Source organism: Pseudonocardia nematodicida (assembly GCF_040105385.1).
In the GTDB taxonomy this organism is placed as follows: Bacteria; Actinomycetota; Actinomycetes; order Mycobacteriales; family Pseudonocardiaceae; genus Pseudonocardia; species Pseudonocardia nematodicida.
Genome location: NZ_JBEDNQ010000001.1, coordinates 862,887 through 884,945 on the forward strand (window position 1 = coordinate 862,887; position 22,059 = coordinate 884,945).

The following is a 22,059-nucleotide window of genomic DNA, read 5'->3' on the forward strand; positions in this document are numbered from 1 at the left end:
ATGACCCGAATGGCGTCTTCTCGTCAATACATTCTTCTCTAGCAAGAGACGCTTCTTGACTTGTGATGTAGGTCATCGCACGATGGCAGCCGTCTCCCACTCCACACAGTCGTCTTGCTGGGAATACGCATTAGGAGGTGCCCATGCCACGAGAAGGACGGGTCGCAGGGAAGGTCGCCCTGGTCACTGGGGCGGCCCGCGGACAGGGACGGTCGCACGCCGTGCGCCTGGCCGAGGAGGGCGCGGACATCGTCGCCGTCGACGCCTGCGGGCCGATCGACACCGTCGAGTACGCGTTGTCGACACAGGAGGATCTGAAGGAGACGCAGCGGTTCGTCGAGGAGAGGGGCGGCCGGATCGTCACCACCGTCGCCGACGTCCGGGACACCGACGCGCTCGACGCCGCGGTCCGGGCCGGGCTCGATGCGTTCGGCCGGCTGGACGTGGTCTGCGCGAACGCCGGCATCTCGTCGTTCGGCAAGGCCTGGGAGCTCTCCGAACAGCAGTGGCAGACCCTCATCGACACCAACCTGACCGGGGTCTGGCGGACCCTGAAGGCCGCGATCCCCACGATGATCGAGGCCGACAACGGCGGATCGCTGATCATCACGGCGTCGTTCGCGGCGAACAAGGGCGTCCCCAACATCGCCCACTACGTCGCGTCCAAGCACGGGGTCGTCGGTCTCATGCGGACACTCGCGGCCGAGCTGGCCGAGCACCGGATCCGCGCGAACACCGTCAACCCGTCCTCGGTGGGCACCGGGATGTTCTTCAACCCGCAGACCTACGGCTTCTTCCGGCCCGACCTGGAGAACCCCGGCAAGGAGGACATGGCCGAGGTCGCCGACGTGCTCAACCTGCTGCCGGTGCCCTGGATGGAGCCGGAGGACATCTCGGCGGCCGTCGTCTACCTCGCCTCCGACGAGTCCCGGTACGTGACCGGCAGCCAGATCGCGGTCGACGCCGGCGCGGTGGGCAAGTGAGCCGCGGCCGGATCACGACGAAGGGCGCGCTGCTGCGCAAGCCCGGCACCCGTTCCGGGTGGTCGGTCGAGGAGATCGGGATCGACCCGCCGAAGGCCGGCGAGGCGCGGATCAGGCTCGCCGCGTCCGGGCTGTGCCACTCCGACGACCACCTCGACACCGGGGACGTCGACCTCGGCGGCTGGGCCCCGGTCCTCGGCGGCCACGAGGGCGCGGGCGTCGTCGAGGAGGTCGGGCCGGACGTCACGCACTTCGCCCCGGGCGACCACGTCGTCATGTCGTTCATGCCGTCCTGCGGGCGGTGCGCGATGTGCGTGAAGGGCTACTCGACGCTGTGCGAGCTCGGGGCCGGGGTCCTGGGCGGCACCGCCCCGGACGGCACCCACCGGGTGTTCACCGCCGACGGCGAGGGCGTCGGCTGCATGTCCTACCTGGGCACCTTCGCCCCCTACGTGTGCGTGCCGACCAACGCCCTGGTGAAGATCGACCCGGAGGTGCCGCTGCGGTCCGCGGCGCTGCTCGGGTGCGGGGTCCCGACCGGCTGGGGCTCGTCGGCCTACGCCGCCGACATGGAGATCGGCGACATCGTCGTCGTGATCGGCACCGGCGGCGTCGGGATGAACGCGGTGCAGGGCGCACGGCACCGCGGCGCGAGCGTGATCGTCGCGGTGGACCCGGCCGAGTTCAAGCGCGAGCAGGCACCGCTGTTCGGTGCCACGCACACCGTCGCGTCCTGGGACGAGGCGAAGACCCTCGTCGACGGGATGACCAACGGCCAGGGCGCGGACCGGGTGATCATCACGATGGGCGTGGTGCCGCCGGAGGTCATGCATCCCGCACAGACCATGCTCCGCCGCGGCGGGACGATGGTGCTCACCGGCGTGGTGCCGATGGGCGTCAAGGACATCAAGATGGACCTGTTCGACTACGTCATGTGCGGCAAGCGGCTGCACGGCACCCTGTACGGCGACACCAACGCCCGGGCCGACATCCCGCTGCTCGCCCGGCTCTACCGGGAGGGCTCGCTCAAGCTCGACGAGCTGATCACCCGGACCTACCCGCTCGAGGACATCAACCAGGCCTTCGCGGACATGCACGCCGGGAAGAACCTGCGCGGCGTCATCGTCTACGACTGATCCGCTCCCCCGCCGGCGGGCGGTCCTCCCCCGGGACCGTCCGCCGGCCGGTGCTGCCCTCGAAGGAGAGGTGCCGTGCACGCACCGCCGGTCCTGGAGATCCGGGACCTCACCAAGACCTTCCCCGGGACGACCGCGCTCGACGCCGTCGACCTCGACGTCGCCGACGGCGAGATCCACGCCCTGGTCGGCCAGAACGGGTCCGGCAAGTCGACCCTGATCAAGATCCTCGCCGGGTACCACGACCCCGACCCCGGCTCGGTCGTGACGCTGTCCGGGGCGTCCGGCCGGGAGCGGCTGCGCTTCGTCCACCAGGATCTCGGCCTGTTCCTCGAGCTGTCCGCAGTGGACAACCTGGCGCTGCGCAGCGAGTTCCTCACCCGGGCCGGCCGGATCCGCTGGGCCGCCCAGACCGAGCGCACCCTGGAGCTGCTGGCGGACTTCGCCGTCGACCTCGACGTCCGTGCGCCGCTGTCGTCGGCCACCCCGGTCCAGCGGACCGTCGTCGCGATCGCGGCGGCGCTGGCCGGGTGGGAGGGCGGGGCCGGTCTGCTGGTGCTCGACGAGCCCACCGCCGTACTGCCGCCCGCGGAGGCCGAGCACCTGCTCGAGATCGTCCGCGGGGTCCGGGCCCGCGGTACGAGCATCCTGTACGTGTCGCACCGGCTCGACGAGGTGCTGGCCGTGGCCGACCGGGTCACCGTGCTGCGGGCCGGGCGGCTGGTCGCGACCCGGCCCACCCGCGGGCTCGACGCCGGGGCGCTGGCCTCGCTGATGGCCGGCGACGAGGTCGACGCCGGCTACCGCGCCGGCCTCCCGCCGGCGGTGCACCGACCGGTCGCCCTGGCGGCACGCGACCTGCGGGCCCGCTACCTCGACGGAGTGGGCCTGGAGCTGCACGAGGGCGAGGTGCTCGGCATCGCCGGACTGCCCGGGTCCGGGAGCACCGAGCTCGCGCACGTCCTCGCCGGTGCGGTGCCGCACGCGACCGGCGAGGTGAGGCTGCACGGCAGTCCGCCGACACCGGTGTCGCGGGCCGGACGGCTGAACCTGCCGCTCGTGCCGTCGGACCGGTTGCGGGAGGCGGTGCTGCCCGGCATGTCGGTGGCGGAGAACCTCACGATCTCCGTCCTGGACCGGCTGCGCGCCGGGCCGTCGCTGTCCCGGACCCGCGAGCGCCGGCTCGTGGAGCGCTGGACCGCCGACGTCCGGGTGAAGGCCGCCGGCCCCATGGCGGGGATCACCACGCTCAGCGGTGGCAACCAGCAGAAGGTGGTGCTCGCCAGGGCCCTGGCCCGCGAGCCTGCGGTGCTGCTGCTGTGCGACCCCTCCGCCGGGGTCGATCCCGCGGCCCGACAGGCCATCCACGAGCTCGTCGCCGAGCGGGCCCGGGCCGGGCTCGCCGTGCTCGTGACCTCGGCCGACCCGGGGGACCTGCTGGCGCTGTGCACCCGGGTCCTGGTGCTGGGCAACGGCCGGATCGTGCGGGAGCTGACCGGCACCGACATCACCGAGCACGGCCTGCTCCGGGCCATGGAAGAGACGGACCAGCGATGACCCTGCAGACCGAGCGTCCCGCGGCGCTCCCGTCCCCGCGCACCCGCAGCACCCCCCGCTGGGCGGCACTGGGCCCGCGCAACATCGGCGCGGTCTACGTGCTGGGGCTCATCGTCGTGCTCTTCACGATCTACCTGCCGGTGACCTACCCGACGCTCGCCACGGTGAAGCAGGTCGCGAACGGCTACTCGATCACGGCGATGGCCGCACTGGCCCTCGTCGTCCCGCTGGCGACCCGGACCTTCGACCTCTCGTTCGCCTACGTCATGACCCTGTCCGGGGTGACGGCCGCGCACTTCGTCGTCGCCGGGGTGCACCCCGTCCTCGCGATGGGGCTGGGCATGCTCGCCGCGCTGCTGATCGGCGCGCTGAACGGCCTCGTGGTGGTCGGGATGCGGATCGACTCGTTCATCGGGACGCTCGCCACCGGCTCGCTGGTCCAGGCCTCGATCATCTTCTTCACCAACGACCAGATCGTGTCCGGAGTGGAGCTCGCCGGCGGGTTCGCCCAGCTCGCCCAGGTGCAGTTCGGCGGGTTCACCGGGCCCGCCGTCTACGCCGTCGTGCTCGCCGCGCTGCTCTGGTACCTGCTCGAGCACACGGTGACCGGCCGGCGGATCTACGCCGTCGGCTTCAACCCGGACGCGGCCCGGCTGGCCTCGATCCGGGTGGACCGGATCCGGTTCGGCGCGCTGATCGTGTCCTCGGCGATCGCCGGGTTCGCCGGGCTGTGCCTGGCCTCCTCACTGTCGGCGGGGTCCCCGACCGCCGGCACCGCCTACCTGCTCCCGGCGTTCGCCGCGGTGTTCGTGGGCGCCACCCAGCTGCGGGCCGGCCGGTTCAACGCCTGGGGCACCCTGATCGCCGTCGTCATGCTCGGCGCCGGGACGGTCGGGCTGAGCCTGGCCGCCGCACCCAACTACGCCGCGGACATGTTCACCGGCGTGGTCCTCATCGGGGCGCTCGCCGCCACCGGTCTGCAACGCCGCCGCGTCCGCCGCGGCTGATCCCCTCCCCACGCGAACACTGGAGTTCCTCATGCGGAGAACGACCCTGCTCGGGCGTGCGACGAGCGCGATGACCGCGATCGTCTGCGTACTCGCACTCGGCGCCTGCGGCGCGGGCGAGCAGACCACGGAGTCGGGCCCGGTCGACGAGGCCGGCGTCCAGCAGGCCCGCGACATGATCGCCGAGCACACGACCCGGCCGACCGAGCTCAACGTGACCGAGCCCGTCGGCCGGCCGATCCCGCCGGGCAAGTCGGTCGACTTCATCAGCTGCGCCGCTGCCGACTGCAACCAGATCGCCGGCTTCCTGCAGGACTCGGTCGAGAAGCTCGGCTGGACGCTGAACGTCATCAACACCGACGGCAGCCCCGAGTCCCAGCAGCAGGCCTTCGCCCAGGTCGTCCGCAACAAGTCGGTCGGCGCGATCTACATCGCGATCGACCGCACCGTGTACGAGCGCTACCTGCCCGAGCTGCAGGCGAACGGCACCTGGCTGGTCAGCGCGTGCTCGGACGACGAGGTGGGCGACGGCGTCGACTACACGATCTGCACGCCGGACCAGCAGAAGGCCGCGGGCGAGCTGATGGCCGCCTACCTCGTCGAGGAGAGCGGGGGCACGGCGAACGCGGTCTACTTCAACGTCCCGGCCTTCGTGAACCTGTCGAAGATGCAGGACGAGTTCCTGGCGACGATGCAGCGGCTGTGTGCCTCCTGCGGCACCGACACCCAGGACATCCCGGTGACCGCGCTGGGCAACGCGGTGCCGCAGCAGATCGTCGGCTACCTGCGTGCGCACCCCGAGGTCGACCACGTGGCGCTGTCGATCGACTCGCTGGCCGCCGGGCTCCCGGCGGCCCTGAAGGCGGCCGGGCTCGACCACGTGAAGATCGTGGGTGAGGGTGGCGGCGACACGACCTGGCAGTACATCCGGACCGGCGACCAGCTCGCGTCCGTGCCGTCGCCGTTCGTCGAGACCTACCTGGCCGGGCTGGACTCGATCGTCCGGAACGTCACCGGCGCCCCGCAGGTGCCCTCGGAGCTTCCGCGGTTCTGGGTGGTCACCCCGGACAACGTCGACCAGACCGACCCGAAGGTCAACGGCGCCACACCCGTGGTGGCCGGCAGCGACACGATGTTCCAGCAGCTGTGGGAGGGGAACTGATGCCGAAGATGATCCACGCGGTGTTCAGCGACGTGGTGAGCCCGGACCGGGAGGACGAGTTCAACGACTGGTACTCGAGGATGCACGTCCCCGACGTGTGCGCGATCCCCGGGGTGCTCTCGGCCCGCCGGTTCCGGACGGCCGAGCAGCGCAGCGCCTTCCACGGCGAGCTCGCCGGCGGCCACCGCTACCTGGTGATCTACGAGCTCGACACCGACGACCCTGCCGGGGTGGAGAAGGAGCTGCAGGAGCGCTTCGCCGACGGCCGGCTGCGGCCGACGGACACGATGGCCGGTGACCCGCCGCCGGTCGCGGTCTACTACGACGAGATCCCCTGACCCGCCTGCCCGTGCGGCCCGCCGGCACCCGCCGGCGGGCCGCACGGCGCGTCCGGGTCCTCCTCGTGGAACGCCCGGATCAGCGCGGCGAGCTCGGCAGGGCGTTCGGACTGGACGTCGTGCCCGGCGTCGAGGGTCTCCAGGCGGGCGCGCGGCAGCGCCACGACGAGCCGGCGGGCGTCGGCCGCACCGAAGACCGGGCTGCGGGCACCCCGCACGACCAGGACCGGACACGACACCGCCCCGAGCAGCCCGGTCAGCGCCCGCGCCTCCGCACTGCGCTCCGCGTAGCTGTCCCGGCGGGCCGGGTCCCACTTCCAGCTCCAGCTCCCGTCGCCGGCCGGGCGCATGGACCGGCGCAGGCTCGAGGCCAGCGACGCCCGGTCCCGGTCCGGTCGGAACTCCGCGGCCGCGTCGAGGGCCGCGTCGAAGCTCGGGTAGGAGTGGGTGCGCATGAACGTGCGGATCGGGTTGTCCGGCCGCTGCAGCAACCGCGGCCCGACGTCGACGAGCGCCAGTGACCGGGCCGCGAACCCGTGACAGACGGCGTGCAGCGCGACCTGGCCGCCCAGCGACATCCCGACCAGGTGCGGCCGGGCGATCCCGAGCTCTGCGACGACGGTGCGCAGGTCGGCGGCCATGCTCGTCAGCGTGTAGTCCGCGGACGGCGACCAGTCGCTGTCCCCGTGCCCGCGCAGGTCGACGGCGACGCACCGGTGGTCGCGCGCGAGGTCGGCGACGACCCGCCGCCAGGTGTGCGCGGTCAGCCCGCCACCGTGCAGGAACACGATGGCGGGCCCGTCGCCCTCGACGAGCACGTTCAGGTCGAGACCGCCGGACCGGACGGTCCGGCGCCGCGCACTCACAGACGGACGCGCTCGAACACCGCGGCGAGCCCCTGACCACCACCGATGCACATCGTCACCAGCAGGTACCGGCCGTCGCGACGGGCGAGCTCGCGCAGACCGGTCGCGAGGATCCGGGTGCCGGTGGCCCCGACGGGGTGCCCGAGCGAGATCCCGGAGCCGCGGACGTTGAGCCGGTCGTGGTCGGCCTCGCCGAACTTCCACTCCCGGGTGCAGCCCAGGACCTGGGCGGCGAACGCCTCGTTCAGCTCGACCAGGTCCATGTCGGCCATCGTGAGGTCGGCCCGGCGCAGCGCCGCCTCGACGGCCGGGACCGGACCGAGCCCCATCAGCTCCGGCTGCACCCCGGCCACGCCCCAGGACACCATCCGCGCGGCCACGCCGACGTTCAGGCCCGCGGCCACCGACCGGGTCGCGACCAGGCACGCGGCGGCGCCGTCGTTCTGCCCGGACGAGTTGCCGGCCGTGACCGTGGCGTCGGCGTCGACACCCCGGCGCACCGGCTTCAGGCGGGCCAGCGACTCGGCCGTCGTGTCCGGCCGCGGGTGCTCGTCCCGGTCGACCAGCACGCTCTCCTTCCGGGTCGTGACCTCGACCGGCACGAGCTCGTCGACGAACAGGCCCGCGTCGTGCGCCTCGACGGCGCGGCGGTGCGAGCGCAACGCCAGCGCGTCCTGTTCCTCGCGCGGGATCGCGTGGATCCGCCGCACGTTCTCGGCCGTCTCCAGCATCCCGCCCTCGACCGGATGGTCCCGGCCACCGGGTGTCTGCCGGGCGCGGGCGAGCCGGTCGTGCAGCTCGACGGTCGCGCCGGGCGATCCGAACCGCATGCCGGTCGCGTAGTACTCGACCTGGCTCATGCTCTCCGCGCCGCCGGCGATCACCGCGTCGCCGGCGCCGGAACCGACCTGCAGCACCGCGTTGACCACCGACTGCAGGCCGGAGCCGCAGCGCCGGTCGACCTGGGCGCCCGGGGTGCTCACCGGCAGGCCCGCGTCGAGCGCGACGATCCGGCCGATCGCCGGGTTCTCGCCGCTGGCGTAGCACTGGCCGAGGATCACGTCGTCGACCCGCTCGGGGGCGATCCCCACCCGGCTGATGAGCTCGCGGACGACCCGGACGCCGAGGTCGACGGCCGGCACGGTGGCCAGCGCTCCCCCGAACCGGCCGATCGGGGTCCGGAGCGGCTCGCAGACGAGCACCTCGCGGGACATGTGGCCTCCTAGATCTTGAGGGTGCGCTCGGCGGCGGGCACGCCCAGCTCGTCGAACAGCGGGACCACCACCGACTCGCACAGGTGGGCGAAATGGTCCCGGTTCTCCGCCGGGTCGGACCCCGGCGCGAGCCAGGTGAGCAGCAGGTCGGTGTAGGGGAACTCGCGGGCGTGCGGGACGAGCTGCTCCACCACCGAGGCGGCGGTGCCGGTGATCGTGCGGTCGGTGGCCTCGCGGTCCCGGGTGATCGCGGTGTTGACGTCGGAGCTGGTCCAGGTGCTCGCCGAGGCGTACCAGTCGAACATGGTGGTCATCCGGTCCAGCCGGGCATCGGCACGGGCGGGGTCGGGGTCGACGGACAGGAACTTCGACATCGCCCAGTACCGCGGCGCGGGCCGGCCGAGCGCGTGCAGCTCGTCCCGGTAGGCCTCGTTGATCCGCCGGTAGCTGTCGTGGTCCATCACCCAGGACACGTTGAGCCCGTCACCGAGCCGGGCCGCGCGCGCCGCGGCCTTCGGGCTCTGCACGCCGAACACCAGCGTGGGGTCCTCGCGCGGCAGCGCGCCGAGCCGCCCGGTGACCGAGAAGTGCTTCCCGGGCTTCACCTCCTCGCCGGCCCACAGCGCGCGACAGGTCTCGACGATCTCGGTGAACCGGCCGACCCGGTACCGCACGTCGGTGCCCGCCGCGGCGAACTCCTCCGGCCGCCATCCCAGGCCCACGACGTAGGTGACGCCGTGCAGGGCGAGCCGGTCGAGGGTGACGACCTTCTCCGCCACATCGATCGGCGAGAACAGCGGGAGCTGGATGAAGTTGCTGTTGAGATGGGCCTCCGGCCAGGCCGCCGCGGCGTAGCCGAGCACCGTCCAGGGGTCGGCGAACTGCTGCGGGTGCGACATCCAGTGGTGCCCGGAGCCGTAGAAGGTCGGTGCGACCCGGCCGTGCCGCTGCCAGATCGTGGCCAGGTCGGTGCGCCGGGCGATCTGCCGGTCGAGGACGTCGCGGAAGGTGTCGTCGGGTCCGGAGAGGACGCCCAGCCGCGCGCCGGTGTCGAGCATGCGCAGCGTGACGCTCGGGACGGGTGTCTCAGGCACTCATACCTCCGTCGACCGGGATCCAGGTCCCGGTGACGTACCGGGACTCGTCGGATGCGAGGAACAGCGCGACCTCGGCGGTGTCCTCGGGTTCCGCGGCACGGCGCAGCGGGATCCGGGCGGCGCGGGCGGCGACCTGCTGGTCGTAGTCGTCCCCCTCGGCCATGCCGGCCCGGTCCGGGTCCACGAAGGTCCGCAGCATCGGGGTGTTCGTCGGGCCCGGGCAGATCGCGTTGGCCCGGATGCCCTCCGGGCCGAGCTGCTTGGCGACCGACCGCATGAGGATCTGGGTCCCACCCTTGGTCATGCCGTAGATCGGGCTGCTCGGCGCCGCCATCAGTCCGGAGACCGACGAGGTGTAGATGATCGACGCGCGCGGGGCGGCCGCCCGCAGCAGCGGCAGGGCCAGCTGCGTCCCGAAGAACTGGCTCTTGAGGTTGATGTCGACGGTCCGGTCGAACTCCTCCTCGGTGAGGTCCAGCCCGGGCGGGCCGGGGATCCCGGCGTGGTTGAACAGCACGTTCAGCCGGCCGTACTGCGCGGCCACCACCTCGACCATCGCCCGCAGGCTCGCGACCGAGCCGACGTCGACCTGGACCGCCTTCGCCTCGCCACCGCCGGCCACGATTCCGGCGGCCGCCCGGTCGGCGGCCGCGGCGTCGAGATCGGCGACCACCACGGCCGCACCCTCCTCGGCGAACCGGGTCGCCGAGGCCAGGCCCATCCCGGACGCGCCGCCGGTCACCAGCGCGACCGTGTCGTCGAGCCGTCCCATCAGGCGATCCCGACGGTCTTGGCGCGCAGGAACTCCTCGAGTCCGCGGCGCCCACCCTCGCTGCCGATGCCGCTGGCCCGGAAGCCGCCGAACGGGGCGCCGGGGTTGCGGCGGTTGGCGTCGTTGACGTAGACGGTGCCGCTCTTGAGCCGGTGCACCATCCGGGTCGCGGTGCGCAGGTCGCGGGTGTGCACGTAGTTCGAGAGTCCGAACTTCGTGGAGTTGACCTGCTCGACGAGGGTCTCCTCGTCGCTCCACCGGAACATCCCGAAGACCGGGCCGAAGATCTCGTCCTGGCCGAGCGGGCTGGCCGGGTCGACGTCGGTGAACACGGTGGGCTCGACGAAGTACCCGTGGCGCAGCCGGGTGTCGAGCTGCGGGACGCCGCCGCCGAGCAGGACCTGACCGTCACCGCGGCCGCGGGCCCCCTCGACGAAGCCCAGCACCCGCTCCTGGGCGCCGCGGGTGATCAGCGGGCCCATCGTGGTGCCGGTGTCCTCCGGGTCGCCGACGACCACCCGGCCGATGGCCGCGGCCAGCTTCTCGCGGTACTCGTCGAACACCGCGTCGTGTACGAACAGCCGGGACCCGAACTTGCAGGACTGGCCCGCGTTGGACATCTCCTTCGACGCCAGGGTCACCGCGAGGTCGACGTCGGCGTCCGGGAAGACCGTGTAGGCGGACTTGCCGCCGAGCTCGAAGCAGAACGGCTTCACCAGCGCCGCCCCGGACCGCATCATCGCCGCGGCAGTGCTCAGCCCGCCGGTGAAGGACACCTTCTCCACGTCCGGGTGCACGGTGAGCACCTCGCCGGCCTCGGCGCCACCCACGACGACGTTGACCACACCCGGCGGGATGCCCGCCTCGAGGCAGGCCCGCCCGAACAGCGCCGGGGTGTAGGGGGTCAGCTCCGAGGGCTTGACGACGACCGTGTTCCCGGCCGCGAGCGCCGCCGGGATCTTCATGCACAGCGAGAGCAGCGGCGAGTTCCAGGTGATGATGATGCCGACGACGCCGTAGGGCTCGAGCCGGGTGTACTCCAGCGTCCCGTCGTCGGCCGAGGCCGTGACGTCCCCGCCGACCTTGTCGGCGTAGCCGACGTAGGTGCGGATCCACTCGCAGGACAGCCGCACCCGCCAGGCGAAGCCCTGTTTCGGCATGCCCGTCTCGGCCGACGCGATCGCCTCGAACCGGCCGGTCCAGGACTCGACCACCTCGGCCAGCCGGGCGAGCCGGTTGCGGCGTTCGACCGGGCCGAGGGCCTCCCACGCCGGCAGCGCGGCCTTCGCGGCGGCGACGGCGGCGGCGACCTCCGGCTCCCCGCCGAGCGGGACCTCGCCGTTGGGTTCGCCGGTGGCGGCGTAGTGGTGGGTCAGCGTCGGGCCGGACGCCCCGGTGAGGATGTCGTCGCCGATGAGCATCTCGGAGACGAGCGGGGTGGTCGCGGTGCTCATACGGGGCTCCCGGTGAGGCTGAGGGCGGACGGGGGCGGGAGCAGGCCGGGGACGTCGGCGTCGGTCACGAGGACCGCGCCGTCGAGCTCGCCGATCGGCTCTCCCTCGTCCTGCAGGTAGGCGTAGGCGGTGGTGACGACGAGGGTCCGCAGGTCGGGGCCGGCGAACCCGGGGCAGGTCGGGTAGCGGACGGGGACGGCGACCTTGTCGGCGAGGGTGCCGTCCGGGGTGTAGCGGTGCAGCTGCCACCCGCCGTAGAGGGCGACCCAGACCGAGCCCTCGGCGTCGACGGCCAGGCCGTCGGGCATGCCCTCGGCCTCCGGGATCTCGCAGAGCACCCGCCGCTCCCCGAGCGACCCGGTGTGCAGGTCGTAGTCGAAGACGTCGATCCGCTGCCGGCGACTGTCCACGAAGTACATCCGGTCCCCGGCCGGGGACCAGCCGAGACCGTTGCCGAGCAGCACGCCGGGCACCTGGACCGACGCCGCGTCGGGCGCGTCGAGCCGGTACAGCGCGCAGTGGTCCTGCTGCTGGGGCCGGTCCAGCGTGTCGAACCACAGCCGCCCGCGGGGGTCCACCTTGCCGTCGTTGATGCTGGTGTGCGGCAGGTCGGTCTCGATCGGCAGCTGCGCCGGCGCCTCCCCCTCGGCCGGCAGCGGGCCGAGCCCGTGCGCGACCGAGACGATGGCCGAGCCGTCGGCGGCGGGGAGCACGAAGGTGACCCGCTCCCCCACCTTCCGGTCGGTCGTCGCCCCGGTCGCCCAGGCGGTGCGCCGGAAGAGTCCGTTGTGGACGTCGACGTGCCAGAGCTCGCCGTCGTCCGGGCGCCAGGTGGGGTTCTCGCCGAGCCGGGAGCGGGCCGCGCCCAGCGGGGCGAACTCGAATCGGGTCATCGTCGACCTCCTCCTCGTCCCTAGAGGACCTGTGCGGCGCGCAGCCGGGCGATCTCGGCCGTGTCCAGCCCGAGCTCGCCGAGCACGGCGTCGGTGTCGTGGCCCCGGGTGGGGCCGGCGTGCCGGATCTCGAGGTCGTAGCCGGGCAGCTTCGGCGCGATGCCCTGCATGCGCACCGCGCCCAGCTCGACGTCCTTGACCTCGACGATGTTCTCCCGCTCGGTGAAGTACGGGTCGGCGTAGATCGCCTCGACGTCGTAGACGCGCTCGTAGACGACCCCGCCGGCCAGCAGCGCGGCGTCGATGTCGGCCCAGCTGCGCTGCCGGGCCCAGGCGACGACCCGGTCGTCGGCCCGGCGGAAGAAGCCCTCCAGGGTGTCCCGGTCGTGGCTGGCCAGCGTCACCCCGATCTCGCCGATGAGGTCCTCGGCGCCGACCGTGGTGAGGATCCGGCGGATCGTCGCCGCCCCGACCGCGCTGGCGGTGAACCACACGCCGTCGGCGGACTCGTAGAGGTTGCGCAGCACGCCGTGGTCGCCGATGAAGTTGCCCGGCCGGGTCGGGACCAGGCCCAGCTGGTCGTAGCCGATGACCTGGGTCGGGATGATCCGGAACAGCGACTCGACCAGCGACGCGTCCACGACCTGGACGCCCTTCGGTGCGACCCCGCGCAGCTTCCCGTTCAGCGCCACCATCGCGCCGAGGCAGCCGAAGGTGCCGGTGACACCGTCGGCGAGGGTGGTCGACGGGAAGGTCGGCGGGCCGTCGGGCATGCCGGTGAGGTGCGCGAACCCGCTCATGGCCTCGGCGACCGAGCCGAACCCGGGACGGGTGCGGTGCGGTCCGGTCTGCCCGAACCCGCTGATCCGCAGCATCACGGCGTCGACGCCGGCGGCCTCCAGGTGCTCGGGTCCGAGCTCCCACCGCTCCAGGGTGCCCGGCCGGAAGTTCTCGATGATCACGTCGGCCTCGCGGGCGAGCTTCAGCGCCACCTCGCGGCCGTCCGGGTCGGACAGCTTGAGCGTGATCGCGCGCTTGCCCCGGCCGGCGACCTTCCACCACAGCGACGTGCCGTCCTTGAGGGGCAGCATGGTGCGGACCATGTTGCCGTCCGGGTGCTCGACGGCGACGACGTCGGCGCCGAAGTCGGCGAGCATGCTGCCGGCCAGCGCGCCCGCGTACTGGTGGGCGAGGTCGAGGACCTTGAGGCCCGCGAGCGGTCCCCGCGCCGTCGGTTCCGGACTCATTCGGTCTCCTCCCGCCCGACCACGCCGGCCTCGACCAGCGCGTCGATGTCCTGTGGGGTCCTGCCGAGCAGTCCGGTGAGGACGGTCTCGGTGTGCTCGCCGATGTGCGGCGACGTGCGGTGTGCCCGCCCGGGCCAGGCGGTGGAGCGGACCGGGTTCGCCGCGACGTGCCCGGACCGGGTCCGGGCGGCGTCGTGTACCGCGACGGTGGTGCCGGACTCGGCCGCCTGCACCGACGCGAGCGCCTCGGACACCGACTGCACCGGGGTGTGCGGCACGTCGGCGGCCTCCAGCACGGCGCACCAGGCGTCCCGGGTGTCCGCGGCCAGGATCTCCTCGATCAGCGGGACCAGCACCGAACGGTTCGCCACCCGGGCGGCGTTCGTCGCGAACCGCTCGTCGGTGATCCAGTCGTCGTGGTCGAGCGCGGTCGCGAGCCGGCGCCAGAACGCCGAGGTGAAGGCGCCGATGATCACGTGGCCGCCGTCGCCGCAGCGGAACGCCTGGTACGGCACGATCTGCGGGTGCCCGCGACCTAGTCGGGGAACCTGCTTGCCCAGGTCGAGCACGCCCGGGATGTAGTTGGCCATCAGCGCGAGCGTCGCGTCGAACATCGACACCTCGACGTGCTGGCCCTCCGGGTGCGTGCCGCGTGCGAGCAGCGCGGCGAGCACACCGGACAACCCGAACAGGCCGGTGGAGAAGTCCGAGATCGGGACGCCGACCCGCACCGGGTCGCCGTCGGGCTCGCCGGTGATGTCCATCATCCCGGTCACGCCCTGCATGATGATGTCGTTGGCCGGGCGGCCCCGCCACGTGCTGTCGGCGCCGAACGCCGAGAGCGAGCAGTAGACCAGCCCCTCGCGCAGCCCGCGCAGGTCGTCGAAGCCCAGGCCGAGCTTGTCCAGCACGCCGGGGCGGAAGTTCTGCACGACGACGTCGCAGTGCGCGGCGATCTCGCGCACCAGTTCGACGCCCTCGGGGGTGTGCAGGTCGACCGACACGCTCTGCTTGTCCGGGTTGAGCGCGACGAAGTAGTCCGAGTGCTTCGGGCCGTGCATCGGTTCGCCCATGTACCGGGCCCCGTCGCCGCGCCCCGGCTTCTCGATCTTGATGATCTCGGCGCCGAGGTCGGCGAGCCACATCGTGGCGTACGGGCCGGCGGCGGCGTGGGTGAAGTCGAGGACCCGGTAGCCCTCCAGCGGCCGGGCGGTCACCGGGCGGTCCCGGGCAGGCGCTGCAGGTCGGGGGCCAGCTCGGCGAGGCGGGTCTCGAAGTCGAGCGACCGGGACGACGCCGCGGCGACCGGGCGGTACCCGTCCCGGCGGGGCAGCGCGACCAGCGCCGAGCCGGGCATGATGTCGCGGCCGTCCTGGTGGGTGCTGTGCACCTCGAGCCGCACGACGGAGTCCCCGTCGTCGTCGACGAACTTCTCGGTGACGGTGCCGGCGAGCGTGGTGAGGTCGCCGAAGTAGTTCATGCCGCGGAACTGGACCGAGCACTCCTTGACGAACGCGGCGTCGCCACCCCAGTCCGACAGCATCTGGAACAGCCACTGGTGGCGCTGGATGCCGACGTCGTACGGCGCGGCGAGCCCCGAGGAACGCGCGGCCTCCATGCTCTCGTGCACCCGGATGTTGGGCTCGAGCACGCCGATCTGCGGGTTGCGGAACGCCCACTTCGGATGCTTGCGGTAGTGCTGGAGCGCCATGCCGTGGGCCGGCTGGTACACCGGTTGCGAGCCGCCGTACCAGGCGATCATGTCGGTGGCGCAGAGCGGGCCCTTCAGCAGCTCGCCGGCCGGGTCGCCCACCTCGACGTCGTCCCAGAAGCGGTCCTCGCCGCCGCGCCGGGCGTAGGCGAGAATCTTCTCCTCGACCGGTTCGAGCTCCTCGGGCGTCCAGACCTTCATCTGCTTGCCGGACTCCTTGCCGCGCTCCCGGCTCTTCCGCCGCTCGGAGCGGATCGAGTACGACTCGGCCTCGGCGATGACCCGGCCCTCCTGGGTGGCGTAGACCGTGGTGAAGAAGACCCAGACCGAGTTCCCGGCCAGTGTGGACTCGCGCTCCTCGATCCGGTTCAGCCAGCAGACGACCTTCGGCGTGAACCCGGTGGGCACCGGGCCGTGGAACCGCCAGTTCGTCCCCGCGTGCAGGCCGTGCACGCCGGGCAGGCCGACCTGCACGTAGGTCGGGTGGGTGGTGTAGAGCAGCCCCTGCGGGGCGACCGGGGCGCCGTACTCGGTGCCGCGGGCGTGGTCCTCGTCGAGGTAGAGCGGGTTGTCGTCGCCGATGCCCCAGCAGTACTTGCGGACCGCGTCGTAGGTGATCTGGGTGTTGAGGATGAAGGGGCGGCGCAGCTCGACCTGCACCAGCCCCTGCATCTTCGCGACGCCCTCCGGGGTGATCAGGCCCTGGGCGAGCTCGGCCGGTTTCTCCGTCGTGGTCATCGGCGGACTCCGTTGTCGGGGGCGTGGGCCGGGCACGGGCCCTCGCCGGGGTACCAGGGGGAAGGAGCGGGGAGCCGGAGGCCGGGGGACGCCACCTCGCCCGTCAGCGGGCGAGGGAGCTCGGAGGCGACTGCTGCGCGGATGGTGCACCACCTGTCGACGTCGTCGGGACCGGGGTGAGGCGCCGCGGGCGGCGCGACGGGAGCGTCTCACACCAAAGACACACTTATCTAGTAGGAGACACCACCGCCGTCACCTGCGCCGCGGGCGAGCTCCGGACACCGCCCCGGGACACCGGACGGCCACGGCTCGCCACGCGCGGACCGGGGTCCCCGCCCCCGCCGACAGGTGCACCGACTTGTATCGTGGGCGAGACACGCCCCCGCGGGCACGGTGAAAGGTGCACCCCATGCCGACTGCGGTTCCGGCTCTCGACCGCACCATGCAGATCCTCGAGCTGCTGCGGAACCGGCCGCTCGACCCGATGACGCTGTCCGACATCTCGCGCGCGACCGGGATCCATAAGGCCACCTGCGCCTCCACGCTCACCACGATGGCGGCCTACGACATGGTCCGGCGGGACGAGTCGCTCCGGTACTCGATCGGCAGCCGGTTCGTCGGCCTGGCGCACGCCTTCAGCCGCCAGTACCCGGCGTTCTTCCACGGCCGGGAGGACGTCGTCCGGCTCGTCGCACGGACCGAGCTGAGCTGTGCCGCGATCGCCCGCGACGGCGACGACCTGGTCATCCTCGACATGCTCGGCAACGCCCAGCCGGCGCACCTGCGGATGCGCACCGGCATGCGGGTCCCGCTGGTCCCACCGGTCGGCACGATCTTCAAGGCGTGGGAGCCCGTGGCCGAGCAGGACGCCTGGATCGACGGGATGATCGCGGAGTTCGGCGGTGAGCGGGACGAGTACGTCGGCGCGATCGCGGCACTGCGAGCCCGCGCGTTCTCCCTCGGCGGCGAGCACGACTTCCACCTGGCGCTGGACACCGCGCTGCGCCAGGCCACGCGTGCACACGCCGACGACCGGGTGCTCGAGGTCGCGATGATCGTCGCCGACAAGATCCGCAACTACAGCACGGCGACGAACGGCGACGAGCCGATCAACTCGGTGATCGGCCCGATCTTCGACGCCGAGGGCCGGGTCACGATGACGCTGAACCTGTTCGGCGAGCTCGGCAGCGTGCGGCGGCGGGACCTGGACTCGATCGTGCCGTCGCTGCTGGGGACCTGCGCCCGGGTCACCCAGAAGGCCGGCGGGCGACTCCCCGAGGGCTTCGGCCTGCACCTGCTGTAGCCCGCCCCGGCCCTTGACGGCACACTCCCCGACCGGTGACCATCACGTCTTGCTGCGATGACACTCGTCTCTCAGAGAAGACGGACAGGGAGTCTCATGATCGCCGGCCCATTGCAGGGACTGAAGGTCGTCGAGTTCGCGGGTCTCGGCCCCGGACCGTTCGCCGCGATGCTGCTGGCCGACGCCGGCGCCGACGTCGTGCGGATCGACCGGCCCCGCCCTCCGGTCGACGGCGGGGCACTCGTCCGCGGCCGCCCGGTGCTGCACCTCGACCTGAAGTCCGAGGACGGCCGCGCCCGGGCGAGGGAGATCATCGATCACGCCGACGTGCTGATCGAGGGCTTCCGCCCGGGTGTCATGGAACGCCTCGGTCTCGGGCCGGACGAGTGCCTGGGCGTCAACCCCGGCCTCGTCTACGGCCGGATGACCGGATGGGGTCAGGACGGCCCGCGGGCCCAGCAGGCCGGCCACGACATCAACTACCTCGCCCTGACCGGTGCGCTGCGGTCGTTCGCCCGGGCCGGGCAGGCACCCGTGCCGCCGCTCAACGTGGTCGCCGACTACGGGGGCGGCGGGATGATGCTCGCCTTCGGCGTGCTGGCCGCCCTGCAGGCCCGGGGACGGACCGGGCGCGGGCAGGTCGTCGACACCGCGATGGTCGACGGGGTCAGCCTGCTGATGACCGGGGTCTGGAGCCGCCGGGCCCAGGGCCGCTGGCCCGGCGAGCCCGGCCACAACGAGCTCGACACCGGGGCGCCGTTCTACGACGTCTACGCCACCTCCGACGGCGGCTACATGGCCGTCGGCAGCATCGAGCCGCAGTTCTGGTCGCGGCTGCTCCAGGGTCTGCAGATCTCGCCGGCCGACCTGCCCGACCAGTGGGACCGCACCCGGTGGCCGGAGACGAAGAAGGTCCTGGCGGAGGTGTTCGCGAGCCGGACCCGCGCGGAGTGGACGGCGGTGTTCGATCCCCTCGACGCCTGTGTCACGCCCGTCCTCGACCTCGGCGAGGCGCCCGACGATCCGCACCTGCGCGCCCGGGGCACGCTGTTCGACACCGGCGACGGTCCGCAGCCGGCAGCCGCGCCCCGGCTCGCCGGCACACCGCTGAGGGCGGCGGCCGGTGACCCCGGGACCGCGGAGGACACCCTGCGGCGCTGGGGGGTACCGGCGGAGGCGCGGACGTGACGGGTACGTGACCGCCCACCCGGGCGCGACGACTCCGCGGTAACCCGACCGCAACACCTCGCGGCTAGCGTCGCCGGACCCATGATCGGATCCGGGACGAGAGGAACGAGATGACGCTGTCCACCCTGAGACATCCGGCGGTACTGATCGCCGCCGCCGCGATCGCCGGGATCCTGTTCGGACTCGTCACCGGTGGGTGGGCGGCCAACCTGAAGGTCGTCGGCGACGCGTTCATCGCGCTCGTCCAGATGGCGATCGTCCCGCTGGTCATGACCTCGGTCATCGCCGCCTGCGGCTCGATGACCGGTGCCGGGATGGGACGGCTGGCCGGCCGGACCTTCGGCTGGATGCTCGGCCTCTCCGCGGTCGCCGCGGCACTGGCCGTCGTGCTCGGCCTGGCGTTCCGCCCCGGTGCCGGGATGGTGGCAGGCGAGGCCGTCGACCCGGCGCTGCAGGGGGAGGCCGAGCCCGCGGGCTGGCAGGACACGGTGCTGGACTTCTTCAGCACCAACATCGTCGAGTCGATGGCCGAGGCCGCGATGGTCCCGATCATCGTGTTCTCGCTGCTGTTCGGCCTCGCCCTCAACCGGCACGTCCGGGCCACGGAGAACCGCCTAATGCTCGACGTCGTCGAGCAGTTCCAGCAGGTGCTCCTCACGCTGATCCGGATGGTCATGTACGTCGCGCCGATCGGCGTGTTCGCACTGCTGGCCGACCTCTCCGGACGGATCGGGTTCGCCGTCATCGGGTCCGCGCTGGCCTACCTCGGCACGAACCTGCTCGGCGTCGTGATCCTGACCGCCGTGTTCGTGGCGATCACCGCGCTGCGCACCCGGCTGAACCCCTGGCGGCTGCCGCGCAAGCTGGCCGAGCAGACCGCCGTCGCGGTGACGACGACGAGCTCCGCGGTCACCTACCCGACCGTGCTGCGCACCGCGATCGAGAAGGTCGGCGTGAGCCCGCGGGTCGCGAACTTCACGCTGTCGGTCGGGCTGACGATGGGGTCCTACGGCGCGGTCCTGAACTACACGATCGTCGTGCTGTTCCTGGCGCAGGCGGCCGGGATCGAGCTGTCCGCCGGCCAGATCGTGTTCGGCATGCTGCTGGCGATCATGCTCAACATGGGCACGATCACCGTGCCCGGCGGCTTCCCGGTGGTGGCGATCTTCCTGGCCACCACGCTCGGGCTGCCGCTCGAGGCCGCCGGGCTGCTGATCGCGGTGGACTGGTTCACCGGCGTGCTGCGGACGTTCCTCAACGTCAACGCCGACACCCTGGTGAGCATGCTCGTCGCGCACCCCGACGACGAGATCGACCGGGACACCTACGACGGCAGCGGGGTCCCCGCCGAGCACGGCGGCGACCGGGCGGTCGCCACCGGGTGACCCGTCACGACGGCCGCCGGCTCCCGAGGTGCTCGGCGAAGTGTTCCTCGATCGCGCGGAACATCGTCACGAGGTTCTCCGGGTTCTGGAAGCCGTGGCCCTCGTCGTCGGCGACCAGGTACCCGACCGGCACCCCGCGCTCGCGCAGCGAGGCGACGATGTTGTCGGCCTCGGCCCGGACCACCCGGACGTCGTTCGCGCCCTGCACGACCAGCAGCGGCGTCCGGATCCGCTCCACCATCGTGATCGGGGACCGGCTCAGCATGTCGGCCTCCTGGGCCGGGTCCTCGGGGTCGCCGACGTAGGCGTGCCAGTTCGCGATCAGGCTCGGCCGGACGAACGCCGGCAGCGTGCGCATGAAGTTCGCCAGGTCGGAGATGCCGACGTAATCCACCGCGGCGGCGAAACGCTCGGGGGTGACGGTGACCCCGACCAGGGTCGCGTAGCCGCCGTAGGAACCGCCGAAGATGCCGACCCGGTCCGGGTCGGCGTAGCCCCGGTGCACCGCCCAGTCGACGGCGTCGATCAGGTCGTCGTGCATCGCACCGGCGAACTCGCCGACCGCCGCGGTGAGGTGCCGGCGCCCGTAGCCCGTCGAGCCCCGGAAGTTGACCTGCAGCACCGCGCAGCCGCGGCTGGCCAGGAACTGCGCCCGCGGGTGGTAGCCCCACATGTCGTGCGCCCACGGTCCGCCGTGGACGAGCAGCACCAGCGGCAGGTTCTGCGGGACGACGCCCACCGGCAGGGTCAGGAACGCGTGCAGTTCCAGCCCGTCCCGGGCCGGGAACCGGACCGCGGTCATCGGGGCAAGCTCCGCGGGGTCGAGGTCGGGGTAGGCGCGGAACAGCAGCCGGGCGTCACCGGTGGTGTGGTCGTAGAACCAGGTCACCCCCGGCTCGCGGTCGGTGCCGAAGGTGGCGACCCAGCGCCGCTCCGACTCGTCGGATGAGACCGAGAGCAGCACCCCGTCGGAGAGCTCGGACAGCCGGGCGAACACCTCCGCGAACTGCGGGTCGAGCACCTCGATCCGGGGCCGGTCACCCACGAAGCGGGCCGCGATCACCTCACCGGTGCGCCGGCTGGTGAACACCGACGGCGGCAGGTCCGGGCTGATGGCCGACATCGTGCACAGGCTCTGCCCGTCCACCCCCGCGACGACGGTCTCCTCCCCCGTCGTCCCATCGATCCGGACCAGCCGCAGGTCGTCGGAATCCTGGTAGGCGCCGATCAGGAAGCCCTTGCCGTCCGGGGTCACCCGCATCGGTGGAGCACCCATCGGGTACTCCGGGCCGCCCAGCCGGCGCAGGTGGCGCATCCGCCCGGTCTCGACGTCGACGGCGGAGAAGTCGTAGACGCCGTCCTCGGCCAGCTCCACGTAGTACTGCGACGCGCTGTCCGGGCCGACCAGGAACGAGCCCCGCGGGCTCGGGGACTCCAGCAGCGGGGTCGTCGCCCCGGTCGCGACGTCGATCCGGAACACATCCATGTACAGCGGCCGGCGGTTCATCGTGACGAACACGGTCCCCGGTACGTCGGTGGCCGGCCGCACGTCCACCACCCGCGACCCCGGTTCCATCGGCGTGAGGTCGACGGCGGGGCGGTCCGGTGCCTCCAGATCGACCCGGTGCAGGTGCCAGTCCTCGTTGCCGTCGGTGTCCTGCCGGTACAGCAGCCAGCGCGGGTCGTCGGTCCAGTGGTAGCCGGCGACGCCACGGCGGGTGTCGTGGGTGACCGGCACGGCGTCGTCATGGGTCCGGTCGACGCCGCGGACCCAGACGTTGCGCCGGCCGCGGTGCGGGGCGAGGTAGGCGAGCCGCGTCCCGTCCGGCGAGACCGACGCCCCGGCGAACGACGGGTCCGCGAAGAACTCCTCGACGTCGATCAGCCGTGGACGGGGGTGCTGGGCGCTGGTGGTCACGGGTCGCTCCGCTCGGTCGGTCCGCTGCTGTCACCGGCCACCGGACACCGTGCCGTCGCGGCACGGTCAAGCCTGGTCCGGGCCCCGTGC

At 72.5% G+C, this 22,059-nt stretch carries 19 protein-coding genes; 9 read left to right on the top strand and 10 right to left on the bottom strand.

What is annotated here, in order from left to right:
- Positions 1-143 precede the first annotated feature (143 nt).
- The 6 genes from WIS52_RS03995 (at position 144) to WIS52_RS04020 (ending at position 6,183) form a co-directional block, all read left to right on the top strand.
- Positions 144-983: a mycofactocin-coupled SDR family oxidoreductase gene (locus WIS52_RS03995; protein WP_349296694.1), complete on the top strand. Its 840-nt coding sequence runs from the start codon at positions 144-146 to the stop codon at positions 981-983.
- Positions 980-2,119 (top strand): NDMA-dependent alcohol dehydrogenase, encoded by a 1,140-nt coding sequence (locus WIS52_RS04000; RefSeq protein WP_349296695.1) that lies wholly within the window; start codon positions 980-982, stop codon positions 2,117-2,119. The genes WIS52_RS03995 and WIS52_RS04000 overlap by 4 nt, the downstream gene beginning before the upstream one ends.
- Positions 2,120-2,194: 75 nt before the next feature.
- The gene (locus WIS52_RS04005; protein WP_349296696.1) at positions 2,195-3,676 is read left to right on the top strand and encodes a sugar ABC transporter ATP-binding protein; all 1,482 of its coding nucleotides are present in this window, start codon (positions 2,195-2,197) and stop codon (positions 3,674-3,676) included.
- Positions 3,673-4,683 (top strand): ABC transporter permease, encoded by a 1,011-nt coding sequence (locus WIS52_RS04010; protein ID WP_349296697.1) that lies wholly within the window; start codon positions 3,673-3,675, stop codon positions 4,681-4,683. The genes WIS52_RS04005 and WIS52_RS04010 overlap by 4 nt, the downstream gene beginning before the upstream one ends.
- 31 nt (positions 4,684-4,714) lie before the next feature.
- Entirely contained in the window at positions 4,715-5,845 is a 1,131-nt protein-coding gene (locus WIS52_RS04015; RefSeq protein WP_349296698.1) for a sugar ABC transporter substrate-binding protein, read from the top strand.
- On the top strand, positions 5,845-6,183 hold the full coding sequence (locus WIS52_RS04020) for a hypothetical protein (protein ID WP_349296699.1): 339 nt from the start codon (positions 5,845-5,847) through the stop codon (positions 6,181-6,183). Before WIS52_RS04015 ends, WIS52_RS04020 begins: the two co-directional genes overlap by 1 nt.
- Here WIS52_RS04020 and WIS52_RS04025 read toward each other — a convergent pair.
- From WIS52_RS04025 to WIS52_RS04065, 9 genes are read right to left on the bottom strand one after another with little or no spacing between them, the layout of a single operon-like run.
- A complete protein-coding gene (locus WIS52_RS04025; protein ID WP_349296700.1) occupies positions 6,165-7,049 on the bottom strand; it encodes an alpha/beta fold hydrolase in 885 nt (294 codons plus the stop codon). The genes WIS52_RS04020 and WIS52_RS04025 overlap by 19 nt on opposite strands.
- Positions 7,046-8,263 (bottom strand): acetyl-CoA C-acetyltransferase, encoded by a 1,218-nt coding sequence (locus tag WIS52_RS04030; RefSeq protein ID WP_349296701.1) that lies wholly within the window; start codon positions 8,261-8,263, stop codon positions 7,046-7,048. Before WIS52_RS04030 ends, WIS52_RS04025 begins: the two co-directional genes overlap by 4 nt.
- An 8-nt stretch (positions 8,264-8,271) precedes the next feature.
- Positions 8,272-9,357: an LLM class flavin-dependent oxidoreductase gene (locus tag WIS52_RS04035; protein WP_349296702.1), complete on the bottom strand. Its 1,086-nt coding sequence runs from the start codon at positions 9,355-9,357 to the stop codon at positions 8,272-8,274.
- Positions 9,350-10,132 carry an SDR family NAD(P)-dependent oxidoreductase gene (locus WIS52_RS04040; protein WP_349296703.1) on the bottom strand — a complete coding sequence of 261 codons (783 nt, stop codon included), beginning with the start codon at positions 10,130-10,132 and terminating at the stop codon, positions 9,350-9,352. Before WIS52_RS04040 ends, WIS52_RS04035 begins: the two co-directional genes overlap by 8 nt.
- The gene (locus tag WIS52_RS04045) at positions 10,132-11,586 is read right to left on the bottom strand and encodes an aldehyde dehydrogenase family protein (protein WP_349296704.1); all 1,455 of its coding nucleotides are present in this window, start codon (positions 11,584-11,586) and stop codon (positions 10,132-10,134) included. Before WIS52_RS04045 ends, WIS52_RS04040 begins: the two co-directional genes overlap by 1 nt.
- Complete coding sequence (locus tag WIS52_RS04050; protein ID WP_349296705.1) at positions 11,583-12,479, bottom strand: SMP-30/gluconolactonase/LRE family protein; 897 nt, start codon at positions 12,477-12,479, stop codon at positions 11,583-11,585. The genes WIS52_RS04045 and WIS52_RS04050 overlap by 4 nt, the downstream gene beginning before the upstream one ends.
- Before the next feature lie 20 nt (positions 12,480-12,499).
- Positions 12,500-13,726, bottom strand: a complete 1,227-nt coding sequence (locus WIS52_RS04055; protein WP_349296706.1) for a CaiB/BaiF CoA transferase family protein — start codon at positions 13,724-13,726, stop codon at positions 12,500-12,502.
- Positions 13,723-14,943: a CaiB/BaiF CoA transferase family protein gene (locus tag WIS52_RS04060; protein WP_349296707.1), complete on the bottom strand. Its 1,221-nt coding sequence runs from the start codon at positions 14,941-14,943 to the stop codon at positions 13,723-13,725. The genes WIS52_RS04055 and WIS52_RS04060 overlap by 4 nt, the downstream gene beginning before the upstream one ends.
- Entirely contained in the window at positions 14,940-16,175 is a 1,236-nt protein-coding gene (locus WIS52_RS04065; RefSeq protein ID WP_349296708.1) for an FAS1-like dehydratase domain-containing protein, read from the bottom strand. The genes WIS52_RS04060 and WIS52_RS04065 overlap by 4 nt, the downstream gene beginning before the upstream one ends.
- A 409-nt stretch (positions 16,176-16,584) precedes the next feature.
- On the opposite strand from WIS52_RS04065, the gene WIS52_RS04070 reads away from it, so the two are divergent.
- The 3 genes from WIS52_RS04070 (at position 16,585) to WIS52_RS04080 (ending at position 20,051) form a co-directional block, all read left to right on the top strand.
- Entirely contained in the window at positions 16,585-17,478 is an 894-nt protein-coding gene (locus WIS52_RS04070; RefSeq protein WP_349296709.1) for an IclR family transcriptional regulator, read from the top strand.
- 96 nt (positions 17,479-17,574) lie between these two features.
- Positions 17,575-18,666 (top strand): CaiB/BaiF CoA transferase family protein, encoded by a 1,092-nt coding sequence (locus tag WIS52_RS04075; RefSeq protein WP_349296710.1) that lies wholly within the window; start codon positions 17,575-17,577, stop codon positions 18,664-18,666.
- Between the two features lie 110 nt (positions 18,667-18,776).
- Positions 18,777-20,051, top strand: a complete 1,275-nt coding sequence (locus WIS52_RS04080; protein WP_349296711.1) for a dicarboxylate/amino acid:cation symporter — start codon at positions 18,777-18,779, stop codon at positions 20,049-20,051.
- Between the two features lie 4 nt (positions 20,052-20,055).
- Here WIS52_RS04080 and WIS52_RS04085 read toward each other — a convergent pair whose 3' ends face one another.
- Positions 20,056-21,969: a S9 family peptidase gene (locus WIS52_RS04085; protein ID WP_349296712.1), complete on the bottom strand. Its 1,914-nt coding sequence runs from the start codon at positions 21,967-21,969 to the stop codon at positions 20,056-20,058.
- Positions 21,970-22,059 lie beyond the last annotated feature (90 nt).

What these genes read in the sequence shown, in the direction of transcription:
- WIS52_RS03995 (WP_349296694.1), top strand. Translation starts at nt 144, where the DNA reads ATGCCACGAGAAGGACGGGTCGCAGGGAAGGTCGCCCTGGTCACTGGG.
- WIS52_RS04010 (WP_349296697.1), top strand. Translation starts at nt 3,673, where the DNA reads ATGACCCTGCAGACCGAGCGTCCCGCGGCGCTCCCGTCCCCGCGCACC.
- WIS52_RS04015 (WP_349296698.1), top strand. Translation starts at nt 4,715, where the DNA reads ATGCGGAGAACGACCCTGCTCGGGCGTGCGACGAGCGCGATGACCGCG.
- WIS52_RS04020 (WP_349296699.1), top strand. Translation starts at nt 5,845, where the DNA reads ATGCCGAAGATGATCCACGCGGTGTTCAGCGACGTGGTGAGCCCGGAC.
- WIS52_RS04030 (WP_349296701.1), bottom strand. Translation starts at nt 8,263, where the DNA reads ATGTCCCGCGAGGTGCTCGTCTGCGAGCCGCTCCGGACCCCGATCGGC.
- WIS52_RS04040 (WP_349296703.1), bottom strand. Translation starts at nt 10,132, where the DNA reads ATGGGACGGCTCGACGACACGGTCGCGCTGGTGACCGGCGGCGCGTCC.
- WIS52_RS04045 (WP_349296704.1), bottom strand. Translation starts at nt 11,586, where the DNA reads ATGAGCACCGCGACCACCCCGCTCGTCTCCGAGATGCTCATCGGCGAC.
- WIS52_RS04050 (WP_349296705.1), bottom strand. Translation starts at nt 12,479, where the DNA reads ATGACCCGATTCGAGTTCGCCCCGCTGGGCGCGGCCCGCTCCCGGCTC.
- WIS52_RS04055 (WP_349296706.1), bottom strand. Translation starts at nt 13,726, where the DNA reads ATGAGTCCGGAACCGACGGCGCGGGGACCGCTCGCGGGCCTCAAGGTC.
- WIS52_RS04065 (WP_349296708.1), bottom strand. Translation starts at nt 16,175, where the DNA reads ATGACCACGACGGAGAAACCGGCCGAGCTCGCCCAGGGCCTGATCACC.
- WIS52_RS04070 (WP_349296709.1), top strand. Translation starts at nt 16,585, where the DNA reads ATGCCGACTGCGGTTCCGGCTCTCGACCGCACCATGCAGATCCTCGAG.
- WIS52_RS04075 (WP_349296710.1), top strand. Translation starts at nt 17,575, where the DNA reads ATGATCGCCGGCCCATTGCAGGGACTGAAGGTCGTCGAGTTCGCGGGT.
- WIS52_RS04080 (WP_349296711.1), top strand. Translation starts at nt 18,777, where the DNA reads ATGACGCTGTCCACCCTGAGACATCCGGCGGTACTGATCGCCGCCGCC.